Raw genomic sequence first — 21,334 nt, 5'->3', positions numbered from 1 at the left:
CGAAAAACCGTGCCTTTCTGCGCTTTAGCCATTGCTGCTTTTCTCAGAGCTTTGCCCTGCCCCCCAAAGGCCGGCGGCTTTTAGAAATTGGTCTGTTTATTAACGGACTGCGGTTCAAGGGCGTGCCCTTCCGCCTGGCTCGGACAGAACAGGACCATATATTTAATGAAACAAAGGCGCGCGCTTCATCGTGCAGCAAAGCCCACATTTCATCTTCCGCAGACTCATTTCCAGGAAATGCATGACCCTGCACAGTAGCCGTCAGGCGATTCCGTAACCTGCAGAAACGGTAATCCGAACAACCTCACCTTGCATTTTGCCAGCATGCCTCCCACTGTCATGATTCAGCAGGTTCCGAAAGAGACAATCGTCAGAACTTACAGCGTGATGACTTGCTTCATCATGAAAACGCCCGCATATCTGCGCGCCAGCCTATGCGCAACGGGTCAGCTGATCCGCGCAGTTTCAATTTCGACCTAGTCGAACTTCTGATGATCGGAGATGCCGATGACCTACGTGGTCACTGAAAACTGCATTCGCTGCAAGTTCATGGATTGCGTGGAAGTCTGCCCGGTGGACTGTTTTTACGCCGGTGAGAATTTCCTCGTCATTAATCCTGACGAGTGCATCGATTGCGGTGTGTGCGAGCCTGAATGCCCGGCCGAAGCTATTTTCCCCGACAGCGACGACCGCGCTGCCGCATGGGCGGAAATTAACGCAAAATATTCTGAGGCATGGCCAAACATTACCCGTAAGGGGACACCCCCTGCAGACGCTGAGGAATGGAAAGACAAGCCTGGCAAAAAAGAGCAGCTTTCCAGCGAGCCTCATAAAGACTGAAACAACGAATAATGGCGGTCGGGCGGCAGCTAAAATTCTGCCTGTCCGACAAGCTGTAGCGATCAGACTTTGAAGAATATTTACTCAGGATGAAAAACCAGAGAGCATTTCAGGCTGGTTTTTCCGGACTTTCGCCGTATTCAATTCTGTAAAATATTCAGAATTACATTCCGGTTTTCCTGAAGCTTCGATAATTTTTGTTCACGTAAATTAAATAGTGCCGTCTGCGCTGCGCAGTTTCTGCCATATAAACTGAGCCGCCTGCAGCCAACCACTTCGAACCATAGTGAGTCGGACTCTCAACCCAGGCCGGCACAAAAAAGCCCCGACAGAGGATGATTTCCTCGCCGGGGCTTTTTTGTGAACCTCAACCGAACCGCACAGGCAATTCGGTCAGGAAATATTAGCGCGACATCATATGTGCGGCAGTGTTGTCCATGATGAACAGCGTACCAACAATAAAGATAGCCACAAACATCAGAGTAAAGAGGAACACATTATTATTCCACTTAGCCTCTGCTGTCGTGTTCATGTGCAGGAAGAAAATCAGGTGAACAACCACCTGAATCGCTGCCAGCACGGAGATCGCCATAAGCGTCCCCGAAGGAGAAAGGCTGTGCCCCATGACAATCATGAAGGACGCAGCCGTCAGGATTACGGCAAGAACAAAGCCAATAGCATAGGCACCTGCACCGCCGTGTCCGGACTCAGAATGGGCTGAATGGTCAGTACTCATCAGATCATGCTCGCCAGATAGACATAGGTGAACACACAGATCCACACGATGTCGAGGAAGTGCCAGAACAGGCTCAGCATTGTGAGCTTATTCATCATGCGCTCAGGAATCGCCGTGGTACCGGCAAGCTGAACGATCAGCGTTACGATCCAGATCAGACCGCAGCTGACATGCAGACCATGCGTAGACACCAGCGTAAAGAATGCCGAGAGGAAGGCGCTGCGATCAGGTCCGGCACCCTCGGCAATCATGTGAGCGAATTCCTTGACTTCAAGGAACACGAACCCAAGCCCAAGGAAGAAGGTTACGGCCAGCCACATCATGACTGATTTAACCTCGCCCTTATGGGCAGCGATCATACCGAAACCATAGGTAATGCTCGAGATCAGGAGGAGCGCTGTTTCCAGCGCCAGCCCCGAAATCTCGAACAACTCTTTACCTGTAGGTCCTCCGTCAAACTGATTATGAAGGACCGCGAAGACGGCAAACAACGATCCGAAGATGATGCAGTCCGTCATCAGATACACCCAGAACCCGAACACCGTGGGTAACTCGTGGTGTTCGTGCTCCGCGTGTGCGTCAGCAGTAGTTGTGTCGTGCGCCATTACTCAGCCGCCTGTGCCATAAGTTTGCGGGAGTGCTCATTCTCGATCCGCGCAACCTCCTCAGCCGGGATGTAGTAATCCACGTCATGATTTGCACTGCGTGCAATCACGGTCGCGATAACGCCGACCAGAGAGATGGCAGCAAGCCACCAGATGTACCAGATCAATCCGAAGCCGAGAGTGAAGCTGAAGGCACCGATAAAGAACCCGGCAGCTGTGTTCTTCGGCATGTGGATCGGAGCATAAGGTCCGCCCGCATGTCTCGTATCGATCCCGTTCTCCTTATCGTGCATGAACGCATCAAGCTCATGGATATGAGGGATGATAGCGAAATTGTACGGAGGAGGAGGTGACGAGGTTGACCATTCCAGTGACCGCGCGTTCCACGGATCTCCTGTTACGTCGACATTGCCCGGCAGATTACGGTCACGGATCGAGACATAGATCTGCGTTACCTGACAGACGATACCAAAGAAGATCATGACAGCGCCGACTTCGGCAACCAGAAGCCAAGGATACCAGTTCGGGTTGTCATAGTGGTTCATACGGCGGGTCATGCCATCGAAACCGAGCACATAAAGCGGCACGAAAGCAAAATAGAAGCCGATAAACCAGCACCAGAAGGCCCGCTTGCCCCATGCTTCGTTGAACTTGAAGCCCAGAGCCTTCGGAGCCCAGAAATTCATGCCGCAAACGTAGCCGAAGTAAACACCACCGATGATGACGTTATGGAAGTGAGCGATCAGGAACAGACTGTTATGAAGAACAAAGTCGGCTGCCGGGATCGCCATCATCACGCCGGTCATGCCGCCGATGGAGAAGGTAATCATGAAGCCGATGGCCCAGTACATTGTAGCGTGAAATTCGACACGCCCTTTGTACATGGTGAACATCCAGTTAAACAGCTTAACGCCCGTCGGGATCGAGATGATCATCGTCATGATGCCGAAGAAGGCATTGACGTCAGCACCCGCGCCCATCGTGAAGAAGTGGTGAACCCAGACAAGGAATGACAGAACCATGATCGCGCAGGTTGCGTAGACCATTGTCGCGTAGCCGAAGAGAGGCTTTTCCGAAAAGGTTGGAACAACTTCCGAGAACACACCGAACGCCGGAATGATGAGAATATAAACTTCCGGATGACCCCAGGCCCAGATCAGATCCAGGTAGAGCATCTGGTTGCCGCCACCATCGTTGGTGAAGAAGTGCATCCCGAGAAAACGGTCAAGACCAAGCAGGGCAACCGCAACAGTCAGAACCGGGAACGCCACCATGATGAGCACGCAGGCGCAAAGAGCCGTCCAGCAGAAAACCGGCAGCTTCATCCAGGTCATGCCAGGCGCACGCATCTTAACGATCGTGACAAAGAAGTTCACGCCCGTCAGCAGGGTGCCAACACCGGAAATCTGAACAGCCAGAATGTAGTAATCAACACCCACACCCGGACTGAACTGCGCTTCGGACAGAGGCGGATAAGCCAGCCAGCCGCACTGTGAGAACTCACCGATGAACAGGGACACGTTGATCAGCACGAATGCGACCGTTGTCATCCAGAAGCTCAGATTGTTCAGGAACGGAAAAGCAACGTCACGCGCACCAATCTGGAGAGGCACAACGAGGTTGAACAGTGCCGTCATGATCACCATCGCCATAAAGAAGATCATGATCGTTCCATGAGCGGAGAAGATCTGATCGTAATGGTGTGGTGGCAGATAGCCGGGGTTACCTGCGTAAGCCAGCGCAAGCTGCGTACGCATCATGATAGCATCAGCAAATCCGCGTGCCAGAGCCAGCAGGCCGACAACGACATACATGACCGCAAGACGCTTATGATCGACAGAGGTAAACCACTCTTTCCAGAGATAGCCCCATTTGCCGTAATAGGTAATCAGGCCGAGGACCGTGATACCAATAACCGCGACCCCAAGGAATGTACCGACAAGGATCGGCACATCCACGGGGATATCCGCGAATGATAATCTCCCTAGCATTAGATCCTACTCCTTCATGTTCATGTCGGACATTGCGGACTGAACGTGGATCATTTTGCCCGTGCTTTTGTCCATGACCATGCCGTTATTATACTTCGCGACAATCGTATCGAAGAGGTTGCCCTCGACATGCGAGAAGTACTTCACCGGCTCAGCCTCACTCGGCGCAGCAAGCCTGGCATATGTCTGACCGTCGAGCTGATCAGAAGAAGAACGCACCTTCTCAACCCAGGCGTTATACTGATCCTGCGGCATCGCAAGCGTACGGAATCTCATGTCCGAAAAACCACGGCCACTGTAATTCGACGACTCACCCAGATAATCGCCAGGCTCGCTGGCCATCAGGTGAAGCTGCGTCTGCATGCCAGCCATAGCGTAAATCATAGAACCGAGACGCGGGATGAAAAATGAGTTCATCACTGAATCGGAAGTGATCACAAAATGAACCGGCTGATTAACCGGAATCGCAAGCTGGTTGACCGTTGCGATGCCTTCATCCGGGTAGATAAAGAGCCACTTCCAGTCCAGCGCCACCACTTCAACATTAAGCGGCTTTGTCTGGGCCTCTTCATCCAGCGGACGATACGGATCCAGAGAATGACAGGTCTGATAGGTGATAACCGCCAGGAACGCGATGATGACCGTCGGGATACCCCAGATCGCGACTTCAATCTTGTTCGAGTGGCTCCATTTCGGAAGATATTCAGCTTCCGTGTTAGAGGCCCGGTACTTCCAGGCAAAATAACATACCAAGATGATTGTCGGGACAACCACAATGAGCATGGCGATCGTCGATACGACAATCAGATGTTTAATTTGGTCTCCCACCGGCCCTGACGGCTGGAGGGTGTCAAGTTCACACCCCGCCAGTGGAAGCACCGAAGCAAGACCAGCCAGTCTGGCTGCCCCCTTCAGGTACTTAGTTCTCATCGTACGTCCCTCGGTTCTGACATACTCAAAAGCCTCGCTAAAACAGGCCCCGCTCTCACAACACACTCGCTCGGTTCCTCAGGCATCATCCATCGGACACAGCGACCGCACTGCATTACGGCGATTCAATAATCCCACAAGCTTGTTACCACAATCCGTGAAACAAAGCTTGATCACCCGATTGCTTCTTATCCGCCCGGCAGGAAGTCACAGACAAGTGTTCACGGAATATTTCTTATTATTTCCCAGGGGCGTTTTCAAAGCACGTTTTCTACAGGAATCATGGGATTTTTGCTCTGCCGGGAAGATCACGTAAAGATCATATCCAGTCATCACCGAAATGAATAAGTCTTATTTTTTGGCCTGGCCATGCGCCTCACGCGACGGCGACACGCATAATTCCGACATAACTCATTCTTCGGAATTAGCATCAGTCAAAAAAAATCCGGCCCCCACCAGGAGACCGGATTCAGAGTCGCGGCGACTTCCGCCAGAATTACAGCAGGTCAGTTGTTGTTGCTGCGCGTACCCATAAACTGCAGAAGGAACTGAAACAGATTAATGAAATTCAGATACAACCCAAGAGCATCGTAAACGGCACGCTTCGCTGCCTGGTCCGGACCTTCGTAATAAGCGAACTGCGGATACGTCGCCCGGATGCGCTGCGTATCGAACGCTGTCAGGCCGGTGAACAAAACAACACCCACGACACTATATACAAAGTACAAGGCAGGGCTGTGCAGGAACATGTTTACCAGCCCGGCAACCACGAGCCCGATCAGTCCCATGGTAAGGAAAGACTGAAAACGCATCAGATTGGCGCCGGTCGTGTACCCCCACAAGGAAGTCGCCCCGAAGGTGATGGCCGTTACCAGAAAAACGCGTGCGACCGAAACCCCTGTATAAAGCAGCAGGATGCTCGCAAGGCTCGCGCCCATTACGCCACAAAACAGCCAGAACAAGCCCTGAACAGCTGAGCGGGAGAGCCGGTTCACTCCAAAAGACATCACCATGACAAAGCCAAGCGGCGCGATCATTGCCAGCCATCCCAGCCCGGTCGGTGCAATACCCCGTTCAGTCATATGGAAAAAGAATGTCCCGACAGACGTATTGGCGACGACATATGCAACCAACGCCGTGAGCAACAGGCCGGAAGCCATCCAGTTATAGACACGGAGCATATAGGCACGAAGACCGGCATCCAGAGCAGCGGACGGAGCTCCGACAGCAGAAGGCGACGAACGAAAGTCGCTGAATGACATGATGTTTCCTCTTGTTTGCCGGCAAAACCGGTATGCCTGCCGATATGCGAATGACAGACAAGCATTTCAAGCATCTGCTTTGTAACCCGTTTCTGTCCCTCATCATAGTTAAAGGTGAGTCATTCGCCCCGGTAACCGACTCCCGTTTATCGTCCATCTTCTCCGCAGGCGTTCTCTGCATTCCGACCCCGATAACGTTCACCTTTCTGTGAGGACATCTTTTCGCAAGCTCCTGAAACCCTCCGTGAGCAGGTTTCAAAGCCAGGCTTTCAGTGAACGACACCGGACATCATCCTGCCGGATAATCTTTTCCGCAAAACTGGCCGGACACCGTGCAGACATGGCGGTGGAAAGCGGGACAAAGGCGAAAAACACTCCGGCGGACGACCGGAGATGCGCTTCACAGACCGCACAACAACAACCGTAAAAGAAGTAGCAACGTCGCAATAATCCATGCACCTTCCCGGAAAGCCCCCACATCTGACGCATAGGGCGTCCCCACATGACACGATTGACATGATCAGTTCATGTGGGCTGACTGACGCACAACGGTAATTCCGCATTGATTTGCCGATTGAAGCTGCAATCAGTGATTTGTCGAGGACGTAAGACATGATCCGCCCCGCATCCGCCAAGAGGACTTCCCTGCTTGGCATTCTCGCGGCAGGAACTTTCCTTGCTGCAGCCCTGGGCCAGCCCGCTGCCCCGGCCCGAGCCGCCGACGTTTCGGGCGACACCGGTCAACAGATCATCCACGCGGACGATCACCCGGAAAACTGGCTCACATACGGTCGCACCTATTCAGAGCAGCGTTACAGCCCGCTTGATCAGATTAACCGCGAAAACGTCGGTAATCTGAAGCTGGCCTGGATCAACGAGCTTGATACAAACCGTGGTCAGGAGGGCACCCCCCTGATCATCGATGGCGTGATGTACGCCTCGACCAACTGGTCAAAAGTAAGAGCCCTGAAAGCTGATACCGGTGCTCTGCTGTGGTCATTCGACCCGAAAGTCCCTGGAAACATCGCCGATAAAGGCTGCTGTGATACTGTTAATCGCGGCATCGCTTACTGGAACGGCAAGATCTATGTGGGCACTTTTGATGGTCGCCTGATCGCTCTTGATGCAAAGACCGGCAAGCAGGTCTGGAGTGCTAACACCATTCCGCAGGATGGCGCGCTCGGTAAGCAGCGTTCCTACACCGTGGACGGCGCCCCGCGTATTGCGAAAGGCCGGGTTCTTATCGGCAATGGCGGTTCCGAATTCGGAGCCCGCGGCTTTATTTCAGCATTTGATGCTGAAACAGGTAAGCTGGACTGGCGCTTCTATACGGTCCCTAACAATAAGAACGAGCCGGACCACGCGGCGTCCGACAATGTTCTGATGAACAAGGCTTACAAGACCTGGAGCCCGACCGGTGCCTGGATCCGCCAGGGTGGCGGCGGCACCGTCTGGGATTCTCTGGTCTATGATCCTGTTACAGACCTGATCTACATTGCAGTCGGTAACGGCTCGCCGTGGAACTACAAATATCGTTCGGACGGCAAGGGCGATAACCTGTTCCTCGGCAGCATTGTCGCTGTGAAGCCGGAAACCGGCGAATATGTCTGGCATTTCCAGGCAACCCCGATGGACCAGTGGGATTACACTTCAGTTCAGCAGATCATGACGCTTGATCTGCCGATCAACGGTGAAACCCGTCACGTCATTGTTCATGCTCCGAAGAACGGTTTCTTCTACATGATCGACGCGAAAACCGGACAGTTCATCAAGGGCAACAACTACACTTATGAGAACTGGGCTTACGGCCTGGATCCCAAGACCGGTCGCCCGATCTACAATCCGGAAGCTCTTTACACGCTTAACGGCAAAGAATGGTATGGCATCCCCGGACCACTTGGTGCCCATAACTTCATGTCCATGGCGTACAGCCCGAAAACCGGACTGGTTTATATTCCGGTTCACCAGATTCCTTTCGTCTACAAAAACCAGGCTGGCGGCTTCACCCCACATCCGGATTCCTGGAATGTCGGACTGGATATGGTCAAAACCGGCCTGCCGGATACGCCAGAAGCCCGCACGGCTTACCTGAAGGATCTTAAAGGCTGGATCGTTGCCTGGGATCCGGTCCAGATGAAAACCATGTGGAAAGTGGATCATAAGGGTCCGTGGAATGGCGGCATCCTGGCCACAGGCGGCGATCTCCTGTTCCAGGGACTGGCGACAGGTGAGTTCCACGCTTACGACGCCACGAATGGTAATGATCTGTTCCGCTTTAATGCCCAGAGCGGAATTATTGCCCCGCCTGTGACTTATATGGTCAACGGCAAGCAGTTCGTTGCGGTTGAAGTCGGCTGGGGCGGCATCTATCCGTTCTCCGCAGGTGGCATGTCACGTGCATCGGGCTGGACGGTCAATCACTCTTACATCGCGGCCTTCTCGCTTGACGGTAAGGCAAAGCTCCCTCCGATGAACGCACTCGGGTTCCTGCCCGTGAAGCCACCAGCTGAGTACGACGCGAAAGTGGTCGATAAAGGTTACTTCGAGTACGAGACTTACTGCCAGGTCTGTCATGGTGACGGCGCGGAAGGCGGCGGCGTGCTGCCTGATCTTCGCTGGTCCGGCGCCATCCGTCACCAGGATGCATTCTACAACGTCGTAGGACGCGGTGCGCTGACAGCTTACGGCATGGATCGTTTCGATACCTCGATGAAGCCCGATGAAATCGAATCCATCCGGCAGTTCCTCATCAAACGCGCCAATGAGACCTATCAGCGCGAAATTGATGCCCGGAGGAACGCTAAAGACATTCCGGAAAACGCGACACTCGGCATTACTCAGTAAGCGGCTTGTCCCAGGTGATAACGTCATTTGAACAAAAGCGACGCGGTGGTGAAACAATGATCAAGGGACTTAAAGCTGCGATTGGCGCAGCTGTAGTCGGACTTCTTGCAGGGACGTCACTCAGTGCGACCCCGGGTCTGGCGCAGGACGCAGACAGCGATCTGATTGCTAAGGGCGCATATATTGCGCGCCTTGGCGATTGTGTGGCGTGCCACACCGGATTGCACGGAAAGGTTTATGCCGGTGGTCTTGAGATCAAGACGCCAATCGGCAGGATCTATTCCACCAACATTACGCCGGACCCCACACACGGTATCGGCACATACACGCTGAAAGATTTTGACGACGCGGTCCGTAAGGGCGTGCGCAAGGACGGATCGCCTCTGTATCCGGCCATGCCTTACCCGTCTTTCGCCCGTATGACGGATGACGACATCAAGGCACTGTATGCTTACTTTATGCATGGAGTGACGCCGGTCGCGCAGGTCAACAAGCCAACAGACATCAGCTGGCCCCTGTCAATGCGCTGGCCTCTCGGGTTCTGGGCGAAAATGTTCGCTCCGGCTCCTAAGGGCTTCACGCCTGCGCCCGGTACCGATCCGATCGTTGCCCGCGGCGAATATATCGTCACCGGACCAGGCCATTGCGGCGCGTGTCATACTCCTCGTGGTCTCACGATGCAGGAAAAAGCTTACGACGGCTCTGGCGGACCGGACTTCCTCGCGGGAGGAGCTCCGATTGACAACTGGATCGCGCCGAGTCTGCGCAACGACCCTGTCCTCGGTATCGGTCGCTGGTCGGAAGACGATCTCGTCCAGTTCCTGAAGTCAGGCCGTACAGATCATTCCGCCGTATTTGGTGGGATGGGTGATGTCGTGGCGTGGAGCACGCAGTACTTTACCGATGACGATCTTCGCGCCATGGCGAAGTATCTGAAGAGCCTGCCGTCGGTTCCGGCAGCAAAAGGTGACTATACTTACGACGCTTCCACCGCAAAAATGCTTGATTCAGGCAATACCGCGGGGAAAGCCGGTGCAGATGTTTATGTCCAGCAGTGCGCTATCTGCCATCGTAACGACGGAGGCGGGGTAGCCCGTATGTTCCCGCCGCTCGCCGGCAATCCTGTTGTTGTTTCGGATGATCCGACGTCAGTTGCGCATATTGTCGTGACCGGTGGTGTCCTGCCTCTTACAAACTGGGCGCCGTCCACTGTCGCGATGCCAGCCTATCAACATGTCCCTGGCGTGACCGATCAGCAGATGGCTGACGTAGTGAACTTCATCCGGTCTTCCTGGGGTAACAAAGCCTCTTCTAATGTCTCAGCCAGCGACATTGAGAAGCTTCGTACTTCCGGTGCGCCGATTGCCCAGGCCTGGAACTGGGGTGGAAGCACAGATTCCACCTGGGGCTTCTCTGTGCCACAGCCTTATGGTGCCGGCTGGACATTTGCTCCTGCCACACATACGGGCGTCGACGCAGCCCAGTAATATTATTTCTCTCGCGCCCTTTCCTCTCACGGGAAAGGGCGACATTAAGCGCCATGGAAAATATTCCATGGCGCTTTTTTTATCTGAAAATCCATTATGAGAATGTGGCTGGCTTTTACTCACCGCAGATCGGCACAAATTCCTGAAGCAAAGCAGGAGCAGGTGCACACCTGTAAAATACAGGATTTATCGGAGTAAAATTACAGAATAAAACCTGCTCAATCTCTGAGTTTACCTGGTTCAGACCATTTTACTAAGTAGTAAAAAATATTCCATTTCTGCAGAATATTACCATTCTCTCTTCCATACAAAATCTTAGAAGCGGTCCCCTATTTTTTGGACAGGACGGTAAACTACGCCCCGACCTAGAGAGGATGGGTTTTATGGGCAAGGTTACGCGGAAACGATGTTCGATCGAGTTCAAGTCCCGAATTGTGCTGGAGGCGACCCATGACGAGCCGACACTGGTGTCGAAACACGACATGCATCAGATTTACCCGGTGGAAGCGCCAAGCGATCGCGGGCATGACCTTTATCTTTTCGGGGAATTGCCAGCAGCCCGGAGCCTTCGGCAAGTAAAACCGAGATCAGGAAGCTCCGGATGAAACGAGATTTTTTGCGGGATACTTCTGTTTGCTTCGTATGATCAGAAGTGGCAAATGATCGCCCTGCGATGACCCGGACTTTCCGTAATGCGGTCAATGCGCACTGCTCCGGCTATCCTGTCAGGTATCTGTTACCGAACAGGACCAACCCGATGCGTCTGATCAGTACACTGTTTCCGGAAACGCCGCTTCAGTAGTCAGAAGCGTCGTCACCTGGTCTCAGTCAATGCTTCCGTCACGCCGGATCATGGTGCCGGATCCCGCTTCCGTAAACAGCTCCAGCAGGCAGGCATGAGGCACGCGTCCATCGACAATAACTGCGGCCTTAGCGCCCTCACGAACCGCTTTCAGACAGGTTTCAACCTTGGGAATCATGCCCTCTGAAATCATCCCGGATTCAATCCCCTTGCGGGCTTCAGCGGCCGTCAATTCCGGAATCAGTTTGCCATTCCTGTCAAGCACGCCCGGAACATCTGTCAGCATCAGCAGGCGCGTCGCGTGCACCGCCCCCGCCACGGCGCCGGCAATCGTGTCAGCGTTGACGTTATATGTTTCGCCGGCATAACCGGCGGCAATCGGAGCAATGACAGGGATCAGTCCGGAGCCGGACAGTGCGTAGAGCACCTGAGGATCGACCCGGTCAGGCTCTCCCACAAATCCAAGATCGAGTATCTGCTCAGTTCCGCTTGCCGGATCTTTGACTTTGCGCACAAGCTTGCGCGCTTTGATCAGTCCGCCATCCTTCCCGGAGATACCAACAGCCAGCGCTCCGGCACGATTGATCAGGCCAGCAACCTGCTTATTCACTGAGCCACACAGAACCATTTCAATAATATCGATGGCGGATTCATCCGTTACCCGCAGCCCGTCCACAAAATGCGAGCGCACCTGAAGCCGCTCGAGCATTTTGTTGATCTGCGGACCGCCACCATGAACGACGATCGGATTGATCCCGACAAGTTTCAGCAGGCCTATATCACTGCCAAACCCTTTTGCCAGTTCAGCATTCCCCATCGCGTGGCCGCCATATTTGACGACGATTGTATCGCCTGCGTAGCGACGCAAATAGGGTAATGCATCGGCAAGAGTCGCAGCCTGCTGCATCGGATCAGCCACCGGAAGAAGCCCGTCGTCCGTCATATCACCTCGCCTGTTCAGGAAAGCCGCCCGGTTATTAACCCGGTTCATTTCGCATGTAGCATTGAACGGCGCTTATGGCTGCGCAAATCCAGCCAGTTCTGCCCGCAGTTCTGGAATACCACGTCCTGTCTCACTGCTCGTCGGAATCACGACAGGATGCGCAGCAGGATGCCGACCAACCTCTTCCATGACATTTTGATACCGCGCCTTTTCAGCTCGCGGCTTCACACTGTCGCATTTCGTCAGCACAACCTGGAAGTTAATGGCCGCCAGATCGAACAACTCCATGACTTCGCGATCCGAAGCCTTTGTCTCGATCCGGGAATCAAGCAACAGAATAACCCGCCTCAGATTCGGCCGGCCACGCAGATAGGAAAACATCATTTCCTGCCAGTCTTCCTTGACTGCCCTGGCCGCTTTCGCAAAACCGTATCCAGGCATGTCCACGAGAACCAGTTTGTTTGCCAGGTTGAAAAAGTTAAGCTGCTTCGTTCGCCCCGGCTCAGAGGAGGCTCTTGCCAGGCTCCGACGTCCCGTCACTGCATTGATAAGACTTGATTTCCCGACATTTGATCGTCCGGCGAATGCAACTTCCGGCTCACCGGGGTCAGGGAGTTGCTCAAGCTGCTGCGCGCCATGGAAAAAATCACATGGCCCCGCAAACAGCAATCTTCCGGCTTCGATCTGCTCCGGTGATAATTCGAGCGAACTCTCGAAACTCTTCGACCCCCGGTTATTTTCACCTTCGCCTCCGACCATCCGAATCAGCCTTTCCCCTTGAGAGGCGGCAGAATCGTCGTCTTCGGTTTCTTCTTTCCATTGGCATGCGCACGTTTGATCAGTGCCTGCTGGCCGATCGTGAGCAGGTTGTTCCAGCAATAATAAATCACCAGCCCCACTGGCTGCCGCGCCATAAACATCGTGAAAATCACCGGCATCATCATGAAGACCTGCTTCTGCACCGGATCGGTCGCAGCAGGATTGCTTCTCTGCATCAGCCATATGGTCAGCCCGTAAATAATAGGCCACGCCCCGAGCCAGAGCACTGTCGAAATATGAGTCGGGTCAAACGGAATCAGCCCGAACAGATTAAGAATATTTGTCGGATCAGGCGCAGACAAATCATGAATCCAGCCTACGAACGGCGCATGACGCATCTCAATCGTGACATACAGATCCTTGTAGAGACACCAGAAAACCGGGGCCTGGATCAGGAGAGGCAGACAGCCGCTCGCCGGGCTCACACCCTCCTCGCGATATAGCGCCATGACCTTCTGGTTCATCTCAACCGGATTGTCTTTATAGCGTTCGCGAATGGCCTGAATCTTGGGAGCGACCTCACGCATAGCCGCGGCTGCCCGGAAACCTTTCGATGCAAGAGGAAAAAACAGCGCCTTCACAATCAGAGTAAAGGCCAGCAGAGCAAGAGCAAAGCTTCCGAGTTGCTGGTAAAGCCAGTCCAGCACAAAGAAAACCGGACGTGTCAGGAAAGCGAACCAGCCGAAATCCACGGCTTTCCAGAAATCAGGAATATTCAGCTCATGCTGATAACGCTCAAGAAGGCGAACTTCTTTCGCGCCGGCAAAGACATGATCCACCGTCTCGCCCGTGCCATCCGGCGCAATCAGCAGGGGCTTTTCACGAGCAAAACCAACCTGATAGGCACCATCCGGCGTATCGAACCCGTATGTTCCCGTTACATCCGCAGCCTGATCAGGGATAACCGCCGCCAGCCAGTATTTATCCGTGATCCCGGCCCAGCCACCTCTGGCCGATTTCGTCCAGGACACATAGTTCGGCGCAGTGGAACCCTCACGAAGAGATTTATAAGACTCCTCGGCAAGCCGGCCACCGATCACTGAGATCGGACCTTCATGCACCAGCATGCCACCCGTCTCTACCGGGGTATAACCCCGGACAACACGCGAGTACGGAACCAGCGAAACTTCGCGGCCTGTCGCATTACGAACCCGCTGCGTCACCGCGAACATGTAATCGCGGTCAACCGACAGTTCCAGCTCAAAGGTCAGGCCCGCACCATTGTCCCAGTCCAGTGTAACAGGTGTTCCGGACGTCAGCTTAGGAGCAGAAGTCTTCCACAACGAATGAGCATCAGGCAGCCTGATGTTCTGTCCCGGCGATCCGGACCACCCGAACTCAATGTAATTCGGCTCTTTTCCGCCACGTTCCTCAAGCACACGTACAAGCGGACTGTCCTGCTTTACTGTCTCGTGATAATCACGCAGCACAAGGTCATCAAGCCGGGCACCGCGCAAATTGACGGATCCGCTTACGTCCACAGCATCAATCGGTAGCCGGGACGGACTGCTGCTATCGTCACTCTCTGCCGATGAGCCAGCCAGAGGAGACAAAGCAGCCTGCGGCGGTGTCACTGATGATACAGTCTGCTGCGCACCAGGCTTTCCCTGGATGGCCGCCGGAGTTTTGTTCTCCGGCATGAAGTAATCGAACCCCAGCAGCACCAGCGCCGACAGAATGGTCGCTAATATGACGCGTTTGATATCCATACCGACCGGCTGGCCTCTCTCATAAAAGGTAACACCGCGACGGCAATATGCTGCGGCCCATTATCAATCGGGGTCTCTCATAGCGAAGTTACGCCCGATTTCCAGCCGTTCCTTTATCGGAGCAATGACTTTTCGTCATTCTCTCATCTGAAGGCACCGGATCATACCCACCCGCAGACCATGGATTACAGCGAAGAATGCGCTTTGCCGTAAGCACTCCGCCATGAAGAGCGCCACGTTGCCGCACAGCCTCAATGCCATAACAGCTACAGGTCGGGTGGAAACGGCAGTTCGGCCCCATCACCGGACTGAGCACAACACGCCACAGATACATTCCGGCAATGAGCATACGAGCCGGAATACTATTCCGATGCGCCACCTGCTTCATGGCACGACCCCGGTCTTATGCAGGACCCGCCTCAGATCCCCGACCAGTTCGGCAAAACACCGCTGCCCGGTGCCGCTGCGGCCGATCAGGACCAGATCAAAGCCTTCAAGACCCATGTCCCGCTCAACCACCCGCAACGCCTCGCGAAGACGGCGCCTTGCACGGTTTCGCGCAACCGAATTGCCTACTTTTTTTGTGACAGTAAATCCAATCCGGGCAGGTTCATCATCGTCACGACGAAGAGCCTGCAAAACCAGACCGGGGGCTGGTGCCTTACGGGCACGCGCGGCAACAGCCAGGAACTGTGACCGTTTTTTCAGTCGGGCCGAGTGCGGAAACATAACCGTCCCTTTTCCTCAACCCGAATTATCCGGACAGATCAGGCTGAAAGACGCTTACGCCCCTTGGAACGGCGGTTAGCAATGACTTTACGCCCGCCAACGGTCGCCATACGCGCACGAAAACCGTGACGGTGCTTACGAACCAGCTTGGAAGGTTGATACGTGCGCTTCACGGCGGCACTCCTCGATTTTAACTCAGATTAATATAGCAACAGAGGCACAGGGCACGACCCGACACCTTGCTTAGAGAGCGGGCTTATAGTCATCTGTCCCTCCCGCGTCAACGCTGCGGTCTGCTTTTGCACGCTCCGATGTCGCTTCAGACAACAAGGACCCGGATATTGCATCGCCCTCTCGCCGCCCTGACAGCATTCCTCATTGTGCTTGCCTGCACGCTGACACCTGCCCTGCTTCATTTACCGGAAGCGGCCTCTGTTGCCGCCGGAGTCGTCGGAGCCGCACTTGTCGCTGTCATCACCGCAACCACGTCTCCCGCTCAGACTGACCCGTCACGACGCACTGATACCGGCAGCCCAATCGCAGACCCAGAAGTCGAGATATCCTCAAAACTCCGACACGACCTGCGGGGAATTATTTCTCCGGCCGTGCTTTGCGCCGATCATCTCTCAACACATCAGGACGAAACGGTCCGGATCCGGGCGGAACAAATTCTCGCGGCCCTGGACCGGACAACAGACCGCCTGAAGTCAGCAAAAAGCTGAAGCCCGGCACGCTGACTTCAGGCGCGTTCAATCAGTTCAACTTTATAACCATCGGGATCTTCCACGAACGCGATGACCGTTGTTCCGAACTTCACCGGCCCCGGCTCCCGTGTCACCTTGCCGCCTCCGCCGCGGACTTTTTCCACAACGGCTGTCACGTCAGGCACACCGACTGCCAGATGCCCAAAACCCGTACCGATTTCGTATCCGGAATCTTCACCCCAGTTATAAGTCAGCTCAATCTCAGCCTGACCTTCAGCGTTACTGGCGTACCCAATAAAAACCAGCGTGTATTTGCCTTCAGGCACCTCGCGCCTGCGAAGCTCCCGCATCCCAAGCAGTTTATAGAACGCAATGCTGGAACCAAGATCCTTCGTCCGGAGCATCGTATGTAAAAAACCGGCCATCAGTTCCTCTCCCGTTCAGTTCGCGAGTCCGACACAATATGGTGTCATAAAGCCGGTTTTTCCGCCAATTCTCGCGAAGCGCCATCTACCTCTACACCGAACAGAAACAGACCGGCCCGATCGGCAGCCGCAATGCATGCCGGCAGGTCGGTAAAAAGGGTGCCACCCGCCTCAAAGGCAATACCGACGAGCCCTGCCCGTCCCGCATTTGTGATCGTGCGGGGTCCGATTGTCGGCATATCCGCCCGACGTTCCTGCCCGGGCTTGCAGAGTTTCACGAGCACACCACCCGCTCCGGGCTGGCGACACAGCCCCGCTCGCTCCAGCATGGAATCCGTGCCTTCCATTGCTTCGACAGCAAGCACGACTCCGGCCTGTACCACGCACCCCTGCCCTATATCGAGACGCCCCAGGACGCGAAGCACATCCATACCTCTGGCAATGTCAGCTCGTGCCATATCATCCGGCACAACGACTCCCATGGCTTCAGCACGCCCAAGAGCATGCGACAGGAACTCATGGGCTCCGCGAACACGAAAACCTTCTTCTCCAAGAATTCGCACAAGAGCCCCAAGCAGCCCGTCATCACCGGCAAATAACGCTCGTCCCAGCCGGGTCAGAATACGCGCACCCTCGACATCCGGCCTGAGATCACGCAGCGACGGACGTCTGACCGGGCCAATCAGGACAATATCGCGGCACCCATGCGTTCGTAATTCGGAGAGAATTTTCCCGGCGGCAGCCAGACGCACGTAAGCATGCGGCCAGCGCTCAACGACAGCAGGCTCAGCAAAATCCTGAAATGCAATAATAAAAACGGAAAGACCTTCGGCAACAGCAGCTTCCGCTACCTGTCCTGGCAACGGGCCACCACCGGCAAGAATCCCTACACATTCCTGACGAGCGGCCATCGACCTGTTCACACGCTGACTGATATGTGTGCAGCACACATATTAACCGGCCTCAGTCTCACTCGCAGAGAAATCACTCGCAGCAACACGGACAAGTCCACGCCGACTCGGTGCTTCGATAAAATCAAGAATCTCTGAGATCTTCTGATCGCCAGAAAACTGCTCGCGCACACGGTCGATACGCTGAGCAAAGACCCCCCCCTCGCCGCTTCGTGGATACAACGTCCGGAATGCCTGTCGCATCCTGTGCATCTCAGCGGATGAGACGCCGTTTCTCCTCAGCCAGATCCAGTGCAGACCGACAAGCCGCGCCCGGTTTCCAAGCACGCTGCCGTACGGGATGACATCGGCCTCAACGCCGGCTACTCCACCGACCAGAGCAGCGCGACCAATACGCACAAACTGGTGGATTGCGGCCGCGCCCATAATCCGCGCATCGTCAGCAATAGAGACGTGACCACCCATCACAACATTATTTACAATGATAACGCGGTCGCCAAGCGTACAATCATGGGCAACATGGGCGTTGGCCATGATGAGGCAGTCGTCTCCCACATGAGTAAGGCCGGTTCCGGTCGCAGTCCCACGATGAATGGTCACATGCTCGCGTACAACGGTGCGAGCCCCGATTTCACAACGAGTCGGCTCACCACGATATTTAAGATCCTGCGGTGCGAGCCCCACTGTGGTGAAAGGAAAATAGCGGGACTCTTCGCCAAGTGTTGTATGCCCGTCAGCAACAACATTGGAAACCATTTCCACCCGGTCGCCGACCGTTACATCTGGCCCGATATAACACCACGGGCCAATTTTCACGCCCACACCCAGCTTCGCTCCGGAAGAAACGATTGCCGTCGGATGCACATCCACAGAGGCCAGTTGAGAACTCCGGCTCTTGCCGTGCTCCGCCGCTTTTATCGCCTCGCCCAGAACAGCCTCCATTGCGGTCTCAATTCTTTATCCACCACGTGCCTTGCAGCAATTACCCGCACACCGCAACAGAAGTGTGTCCGGACAACACGGACGTATGTCGATCAAATTTGTCTGTACACTACTGTTCAGACAAAAAACGACAAAACCAGGATCTTGTCAGTCCATTATCATGGCGCTGAATGTCGCTTCAGCAACAGATACACCCTCGACACGCGCCACACCGCGGAATTTCCAGACATTTGCGCGCTGACGCTCTTTCGCTACGTGAATTTTCAACTGGTCTCCCGGCACAACAGGGCGCCGGAATTTAGCATTTTCGATCGTCATGAAATAGACCAGCTTGCCTTGAAAGGCCGGACCAAGCGTCAGCACAACCAGTGTTGCCGCCGTCTGCGCCATCGCTTCGATGATCAGCACACCCGGCATCACCGGACGGGCAGGAAAATGTCCCTGAAAAAAAGGTTCATTAGCGGAGACGTTTTTAACACCGACTGCAGATTCACCGAGTTCGACATCAACCATACGGTCAATCAGCAGAAACGGATAGCGATGTGGAATCGCCTCCATAATCCGCATGATGTCTACCGCATCAATACGCGTCCGCTCATCTGTCGGACTCTGTGTTTCACGTTCCTGATCCACTGCTCTCAAACCATCCCGGTTACGCGCGGTGCGCGAAGTCCATCATTTTTCTTCCGTGCCGGCATCACCACCTCCGCTCTCCGGCTTTCTGGAAAGCCGGCGCAAAGTGGCCACATTACGGAAAAACTCACGGAACGGCATGGCAGGACTGCCGATGACGTCAGCACCCGCTTCCACATCCGACATTACACCACACTGGGCACCAATACGTGCCTTTGTGCCAATTTTAATATGTCCGATAAGACCGGCCTGCGCAGCCACCGTTACGTAATCACCCAGTTCCGTTGATCCCGAGATACCAGCCTGAGACACAACGATACAACATTTCCCAAGCCGTGTGTTGTGACCAATCTGGACAAGATTGTCGAGACGCGACCCCGCGCCGATCACCGTGTCCTGGACTGACCCCCGATCAATCGTCGAATTGGCACCGATCTCGACATCGTGCTCAAGAATCACACGCCCCAGTTGCGGAACCGATTCAAAACCCTCTGGTCCAACCGCAAACCCAAAGCCGTCCTGCCCGATTTTGGCACCGGGAAACAGCGTTACACGATCAGCCAGCGTCGCATGAGAAACCACGACCTGAGATCCCAGCCTGCAATCTTCACCAATGCTCACACCATCCCCGATCACGGTGTGAGAACTGACAATCGTTCCTTTTCCGATTTTAACGCCATCCCCGATGACAACGAACGGCCCGACTTCGCAGGATGAATCGATTTCACTGTTCAGACCGACAATTGCCGTAGCATGGACCCCGGCACGCGCCACCCGGGCAGGATGGAAGACCCGCGCAATGCGCGACCATGCAAGATAAGGCGTCGATGAGACGATCGCAGCACAGTGAGCCGGAACACGCTTAGCGAAAGCCGGAGCAAGAATAACAAGCCCGGCCTTCGTTTCGTCCAGCAGGGACGCATAGCGCCGGTTGTCGAGGAAGCTCACCTCAGCAAGACCTGCTGATTGCAGAGGTCCGATACCGACATATTCTCTGCTGTCAGCACTGCCGTCGCCGGCGGGGATAAACTCCCCGCCGGCGACTTCCGCAAGCTTTTTACCCGAAAAAGGTCCCTGGCGCGTAAAGAACCGTGTATCCGCCACAGTACTCATCCGCCCTGTCTGCGCTGCTGGTCCCTGTCCCCGTGCCATCAGCCAGCGATCCCCCTCAGTGCACGGGAGCTGGTGTGGCAGAAGCATCAGCCGGAGAAGCCGTTGTCGGCATCTTGCCGGATCGTGCAAGAACTTCCGGATCTTCGTTCGCAGCCGGAATATAAACCTTTGGCAGAACAACATTCAGCTGCTTTGCCACTTCGTTCGTAATGTCCTGCCCATCCACATGCAAAGCAACCTGCTCACTGTGAAGAACCAGATTCATTCCGTGACTGGACGCAACATGCTGGATCACCTGGACCAGTTCGCGCTCGATCTGCCCCAGGGCAACCTGCGCAGCTTCCTGAATGATACGATTACGATCGCGGAACTGACGCTGCGCTGTCATAACCTTGGACTGCAGAGCGCGCTCCTGCGACTGAATCTGCTCAGCGGCCATATTTTTCGCAGAAGCCTGCAACTTTTGCTGCTCATCGCGCCAGCCACCCTGTGCGCGCTGTGCATCACGGGCAAGATTATCACGGCGACCACCGAGTTCGCGCTCAACCTGCTGACCGGCCAGCGACTGACGCATGACATCGGCAACACTGATGATACCCATCACCACGGCTGGCGGTGGCGCGGCTTTCGGAAGCTCAGGCGCGGGAGGAATCGGCGGCTGCGGCAGCACTGGTGGCGGACGCGATGAGTTCTCACCATCCTCGCCGCCATCCGACATTTGCTCCGGAGCCGGTGCCGGGCGAGCGGCACGAGCCTGCGGATGCACCGGAGCCTGCTGAGCGGCTTTGGGAACAAACCACCCTGAACCTCCGCCTGCGGTCTGAGCGTGAACCACGGAAGATGCGAGACAACTGCCCGCGAACAGGAGAGAGGCGGTCAGCACCGCGCTCCGGGAAAAGCGAAACATTG

At 54.9% G+C, this 21,334-nt stretch carries 21 protein-coding genes; 4 read left to right on the top strand and 17 right to left on the bottom strand.

The features are described 5' to 3' along the window. Positions 1–507: 507 nt before the first annotated feature. Complete coding sequence (gene fdxA / locus GOB90_RS02665; protein ID WP_146884985.1) at positions 508–840, top strand: ferredoxin FdxA; 333 nt, start codon at positions 508–510, stop codon at positions 838–840. 403 nt (positions 841–1,243) lie between these two features. On the opposite strand, the gene cyoD is transcribed toward fdxA, so the two are convergent. The 5 genes from cyoD to GOB90_RS02640 all read right to left on the bottom strand — a co-directional run bounded on the left by cyoD (position 1,244) and on the right by GOB90_RS02640 (position 6,364). After that, positions 1,244–1,576, bottom strand: coding sequence for a cytochrome o ubiquinol oxidase subunit IV (cyoD, locus tag GOB90_RS02660; RefSeq protein ID WP_146884987.1), 333 nt, complete (start codon positions 1,574–1,576; stop codon positions 1,244–1,246). Next, positions 1,576–2,181: a cytochrome o ubiquinol oxidase subunit III gene (cyoC, locus tag GOB90_RS02655; protein ID WP_146884989.1), complete on the bottom strand. Its 606-nt coding sequence runs from the start codon at positions 2,179–2,181 to the stop codon at positions 1,576–1,578. The genes cyoD and cyoC overlap by 1 nt, the downstream gene beginning before the upstream one ends. Next, complete coding sequence (cyoB, locus tag GOB90_RS02650) at positions 2,181–4,172, bottom strand: cytochrome o ubiquinol oxidase subunit I (protein WP_146884991.1); 1,992 nt, start codon at positions 4,170–4,172, stop codon at positions 2,181–2,183. The genes cyoC and cyoB overlap by 1 nt, the downstream gene beginning before the upstream one ends. Before the next feature lie 6 nt (positions 4,173–4,178). Further along, positions 4,179–5,102 carry a ubiquinol oxidase subunit II gene (gene cyoA, locus GOB90_RS02645; RefSeq protein ID WP_146884993.1) on the bottom strand — a complete coding sequence of 308 codons (924 nt, stop codon included), beginning with the start codon at positions 5,100–5,102 and terminating at the stop codon, positions 4,179–4,181. A 506-nt stretch (positions 5,103–5,608) separates the two neighbouring features. Next, positions 5,609–6,364 (bottom strand): Bax inhibitor-1/YccA family protein, encoded by a 756-nt coding sequence (locus GOB90_RS02640; protein WP_146884995.1) that lies wholly within the window; start codon positions 6,362–6,364, stop codon positions 5,609–5,611. Positions 6,365–6,976: 612 nt separating this feature from the next. On the opposite strand from GOB90_RS02640, the gene GOB90_RS02635 reads away from it, so the two are divergent. Next, positions 6,977–9,208: a PQQ-dependent dehydrogenase, methanol/ethanol family gene (locus GOB90_RS02635; RefSeq protein WP_146884997.1), complete on the top strand. Its 2,232-nt coding sequence runs from the start codon at positions 6,977–6,979 to the stop codon at positions 9,206–9,208. Between the two features lie 56 nt (positions 9,209–9,264). Beyond that, a complete protein-coding gene (locus tag GOB90_RS02630) occupies positions 9,265–10,695 on the top strand; it encodes a cytochrome c (RefSeq protein ID WP_146885000.1) in 1,431 nt (476 codons plus the stop codon). Positions 10,696–11,519: 824 nt separating this feature from the next. Here the strand turns inward: GOB90_RS02630 and argB are convergent. The 6 genes from argB to rpmH all read right to left on the bottom strand — a co-directional run bounded on the left by argB (position 11,520) and on the right by rpmH (position 15,870). Then, a complete protein-coding gene (argB, locus tag GOB90_RS02625) occupies positions 11,520–12,440 on the bottom strand; it encodes an acetylglutamate kinase (protein ID WP_146885002.1) in 921 nt (306 codons plus the stop codon). A 72-nt stretch (positions 12,441–12,512) separates the two neighbouring features. Further along, on the bottom strand, positions 12,513–13,199 hold the full coding sequence (yihA, locus tag GOB90_RS02620) for a ribosome biogenesis GTP-binding protein YihA/YsxC (protein WP_146885004.1): 687 nt from the start codon (positions 13,197–13,199) through the stop codon (positions 12,513–12,515). Between the two features lie 5 nt (positions 13,200–13,204). Continuing rightward, entirely contained in the window at positions 13,205–14,968 is a 1,764-nt protein-coding gene (yidC, locus tag GOB90_RS02615; protein ID WP_146885006.1) for a membrane protein insertase YidC, read from the bottom strand. A gap of 88 nt (positions 14,969–15,056) precedes the next feature. Then, on the bottom strand, positions 15,057–15,356 hold the full coding sequence (yidD, locus tag GOB90_RS02610) for a membrane protein insertion efficiency factor YidD (protein ID WP_146885008.1): 300 nt from the start codon (positions 15,354–15,356) through the stop codon (positions 15,057–15,059). Continuing rightward, the gene (gene rnpA / locus GOB90_RS02605; protein WP_146885011.1) at positions 15,353–15,697 is read right to left on the bottom strand and encodes a ribonuclease P protein component; all 345 of its coding nucleotides are present in this window, start codon (positions 15,695–15,697) and stop codon (positions 15,353–15,355) included. The genes yidD and rnpA overlap by 4 nt, the downstream gene beginning before the upstream one ends. A 38-nt stretch (positions 15,698–15,735) precedes the next feature. Continuing rightward, positions 15,736–15,870: a 50S ribosomal protein L34 gene (gene rpmH / locus GOB90_RS02600; protein WP_146885014.1), complete on the bottom strand. Its 135-nt coding sequence runs from the start codon at positions 15,868–15,870 to the stop codon at positions 15,736–15,738. 168 nt (positions 15,871–16,038) lie between these two features. On the opposite strand from rpmH, the gene GOB90_RS02595 reads away from it, so the two are divergent. After that, on the top strand, positions 16,039–16,419 hold the full coding sequence (locus GOB90_RS02595) for a hypothetical protein (protein WP_146885016.1): 381 nt from the start codon (positions 16,039–16,041) through the stop codon (positions 16,417–16,419). Between the two features lie 17 nt (positions 16,420–16,436). Here GOB90_RS02595 and gloA read toward each other — a convergent pair whose 3' ends face one another. The 6 genes from gloA to GOB90_RS02565 form a co-directional block, all read right to left on the bottom strand. After that, positions 16,437–16,826, bottom strand: a complete 390-nt coding sequence (gloA, locus tag GOB90_RS02590) for a lactoylglutathione lyase (RefSeq protein ID WP_146885018.1) — start codon at positions 16,824–16,826, stop codon at positions 16,437–16,439. 44 nt (positions 16,827–16,870) lie between these two features. Beyond that, positions 16,871–17,737 carry an LpxI family protein gene (locus GOB90_RS02585; protein WP_146885020.1) on the bottom strand — a complete coding sequence of 289 codons (867 nt, stop codon included), beginning with the start codon at positions 17,735–17,737 and terminating at the stop codon, positions 16,871–16,873. Between the two features lie 42 nt (positions 17,738–17,779). Continuing rightward, the gene (gene lpxA, locus GOB90_RS02580; RefSeq protein ID WP_146885022.1) at positions 17,780–18,679 is read right to left on the bottom strand and encodes an acyl-ACP--UDP-N-acetylglucosamine O-acyltransferase; all 900 of its coding nucleotides are present in this window, start codon (positions 18,677–18,679) and stop codon (positions 17,780–17,782) included. Between the two features lie 147 nt (positions 18,680–18,826). Further along, on the bottom strand, positions 18,827–19,312 hold the full coding sequence (gene fabZ / locus GOB90_RS02575; protein ID WP_261765897.1) for a 3-hydroxyacyl-ACP dehydratase FabZ: 486 nt from the start codon (positions 19,310–19,312) through the stop codon (positions 18,827–18,829). Between the two features lie 42 nt (positions 19,313–19,354). Further along, on the bottom strand, positions 19,355–20,464 hold the full coding sequence (gene lpxD / locus GOB90_RS02570) for a UDP-3-O-(3-hydroxymyristoyl)glucosamine N-acyltransferase (protein ID WP_146885025.1): 1,110 nt from the start codon (positions 20,462–20,464) through the stop codon (positions 19,355–19,357). Between the two features lie 16 nt (positions 20,465–20,480). Continuing rightward, on the bottom strand, positions 20,481–21,332 hold the full coding sequence (locus GOB90_RS02565) for an OmpH family outer membrane protein (protein WP_173571892.1): 852 nt from the start codon (positions 21,330–21,332) through the stop codon (positions 20,481–20,483). Between the last annotated feature and the right edge of the window lie 2 nt (positions 21,333–21,334).

It is taken from the genome of Acetobacter oeni, assembly GCF_011516825.1.
Classification (GTDB): domain Bacteria; phylum Pseudomonadota; class Alphaproteobacteria; order Acetobacterales; family Acetobacteraceae; genus Acetobacter; species Acetobacter oeni.
This window is presented reverse-complemented; position numbering and strand designations above follow the sequence as displayed.

Coding starts and splice junctions, on each gene's coding strand:
- fdxA (WP_146884985.1), top strand. CDS start 508: ATGACCTACGTGGTCACTGAAAACTGCATTCGCTGCAAGTTCATGGAT.
- cyoD (WP_146884987.1), bottom strand. CDS start 1,576: ATGAGTACTGACCATTCAGCCCATTCTGAGTCCGGACACGGCGGTGCA.
- cyoC (WP_146884989.1), bottom strand. CDS start 2,181: ATGGCGCACGACACAACTACTGCTGACGCACACGCGGAGCACGAACAC.
- cyoB (WP_146884991.1), bottom strand. CDS start 4,172: ATGCTAGGGAGATTATCATTCGCGGATATCCCCGTGGATGTGCCGATC.
- cyoA (WP_146884993.1), bottom strand. CDS start 5,102: ATGAGAACTAAGTACCTGAAGGGGGCAGCCAGACTGGCTGGTCTTGCT.
- GOB90_RS02640 (WP_146884995.1), bottom strand. CDS start 6,364: ATGTCATTCAGCGACTTTCGTTCGTCGCCTTCTGCTGTCGGAGCTCCG.
- GOB90_RS02635 (WP_146884997.1), top strand. CDS start 6,977: ATGATCCGCCCCGCATCCGCCAAGAGGACTTCCCTGCTTGGCATTCTC.
- GOB90_RS02630 (WP_146885000.1), top strand. CDS start 9,265: ATGATCAAGGGACTTAAAGCTGCGATTGGCGCAGCTGTAGTCGGACTT.
- argB (WP_146885002.1), bottom strand. CDS start 12,440: ATGACGGACGACGGGCTTCTTCCGGTGGCTGATCCGATGCAGCAGGCT.
- yihA (WP_146885004.1), bottom strand. CDS start 13,199: ATGGTCGGAGGCGAAGGTGAAAATAACCGGGGGTCGAAGAGTTTCGAG.
- yidC (WP_146885006.1), bottom strand. CDS start 14,968: ATGGATATCAAACGCGTCATATTAGCGACCATTCTGTCGGCGCTGGTG.
- yidD (WP_146885008.1), bottom strand. CDS start 15,356: ATGAAGCAGGTGGCGCATCGGAATAGTATTCCGGCTCGTATGCTCATT.
- rnpA (WP_146885011.1), bottom strand. CDS start 15,697: ATGTTTCCGCACTCGGCCCGACTGAAAAAACGGTCACAGTTCCTGGCT.
- gloA (WP_146885018.1), bottom strand. CDS start 16,826: ATGGCCGGTTTTTTACATACGATGCTCCGGACGAAGGATCTTGGTTCC.
- GOB90_RS02585 (WP_146885020.1), bottom strand. CDS start 17,737: ATGGCCGCTCGTCAGGAATGTGTAGGGATTCTTGCCGGTGGTGGCCCG.
- lpxA (WP_146885022.1), bottom strand. CDS start 18,679: ATGGAGGCTGTTCTGGGCGAGGCGATAAAAGCGGCGGAGCACGGCAAG.
- lpxD (WP_146885025.1), bottom strand. CDS start 20,464: ATGGCACGGGGACAGGGACCAGCAGCGCAGACAGGGCGGATGAGTACT.
- GOB90_RS02565 (WP_173571892.1), bottom strand. CDS start 21,332: ATGTTTCGCTTTTCCCGGAGCGCGGTGCTGACCGCCTCTCTCCTGTTC.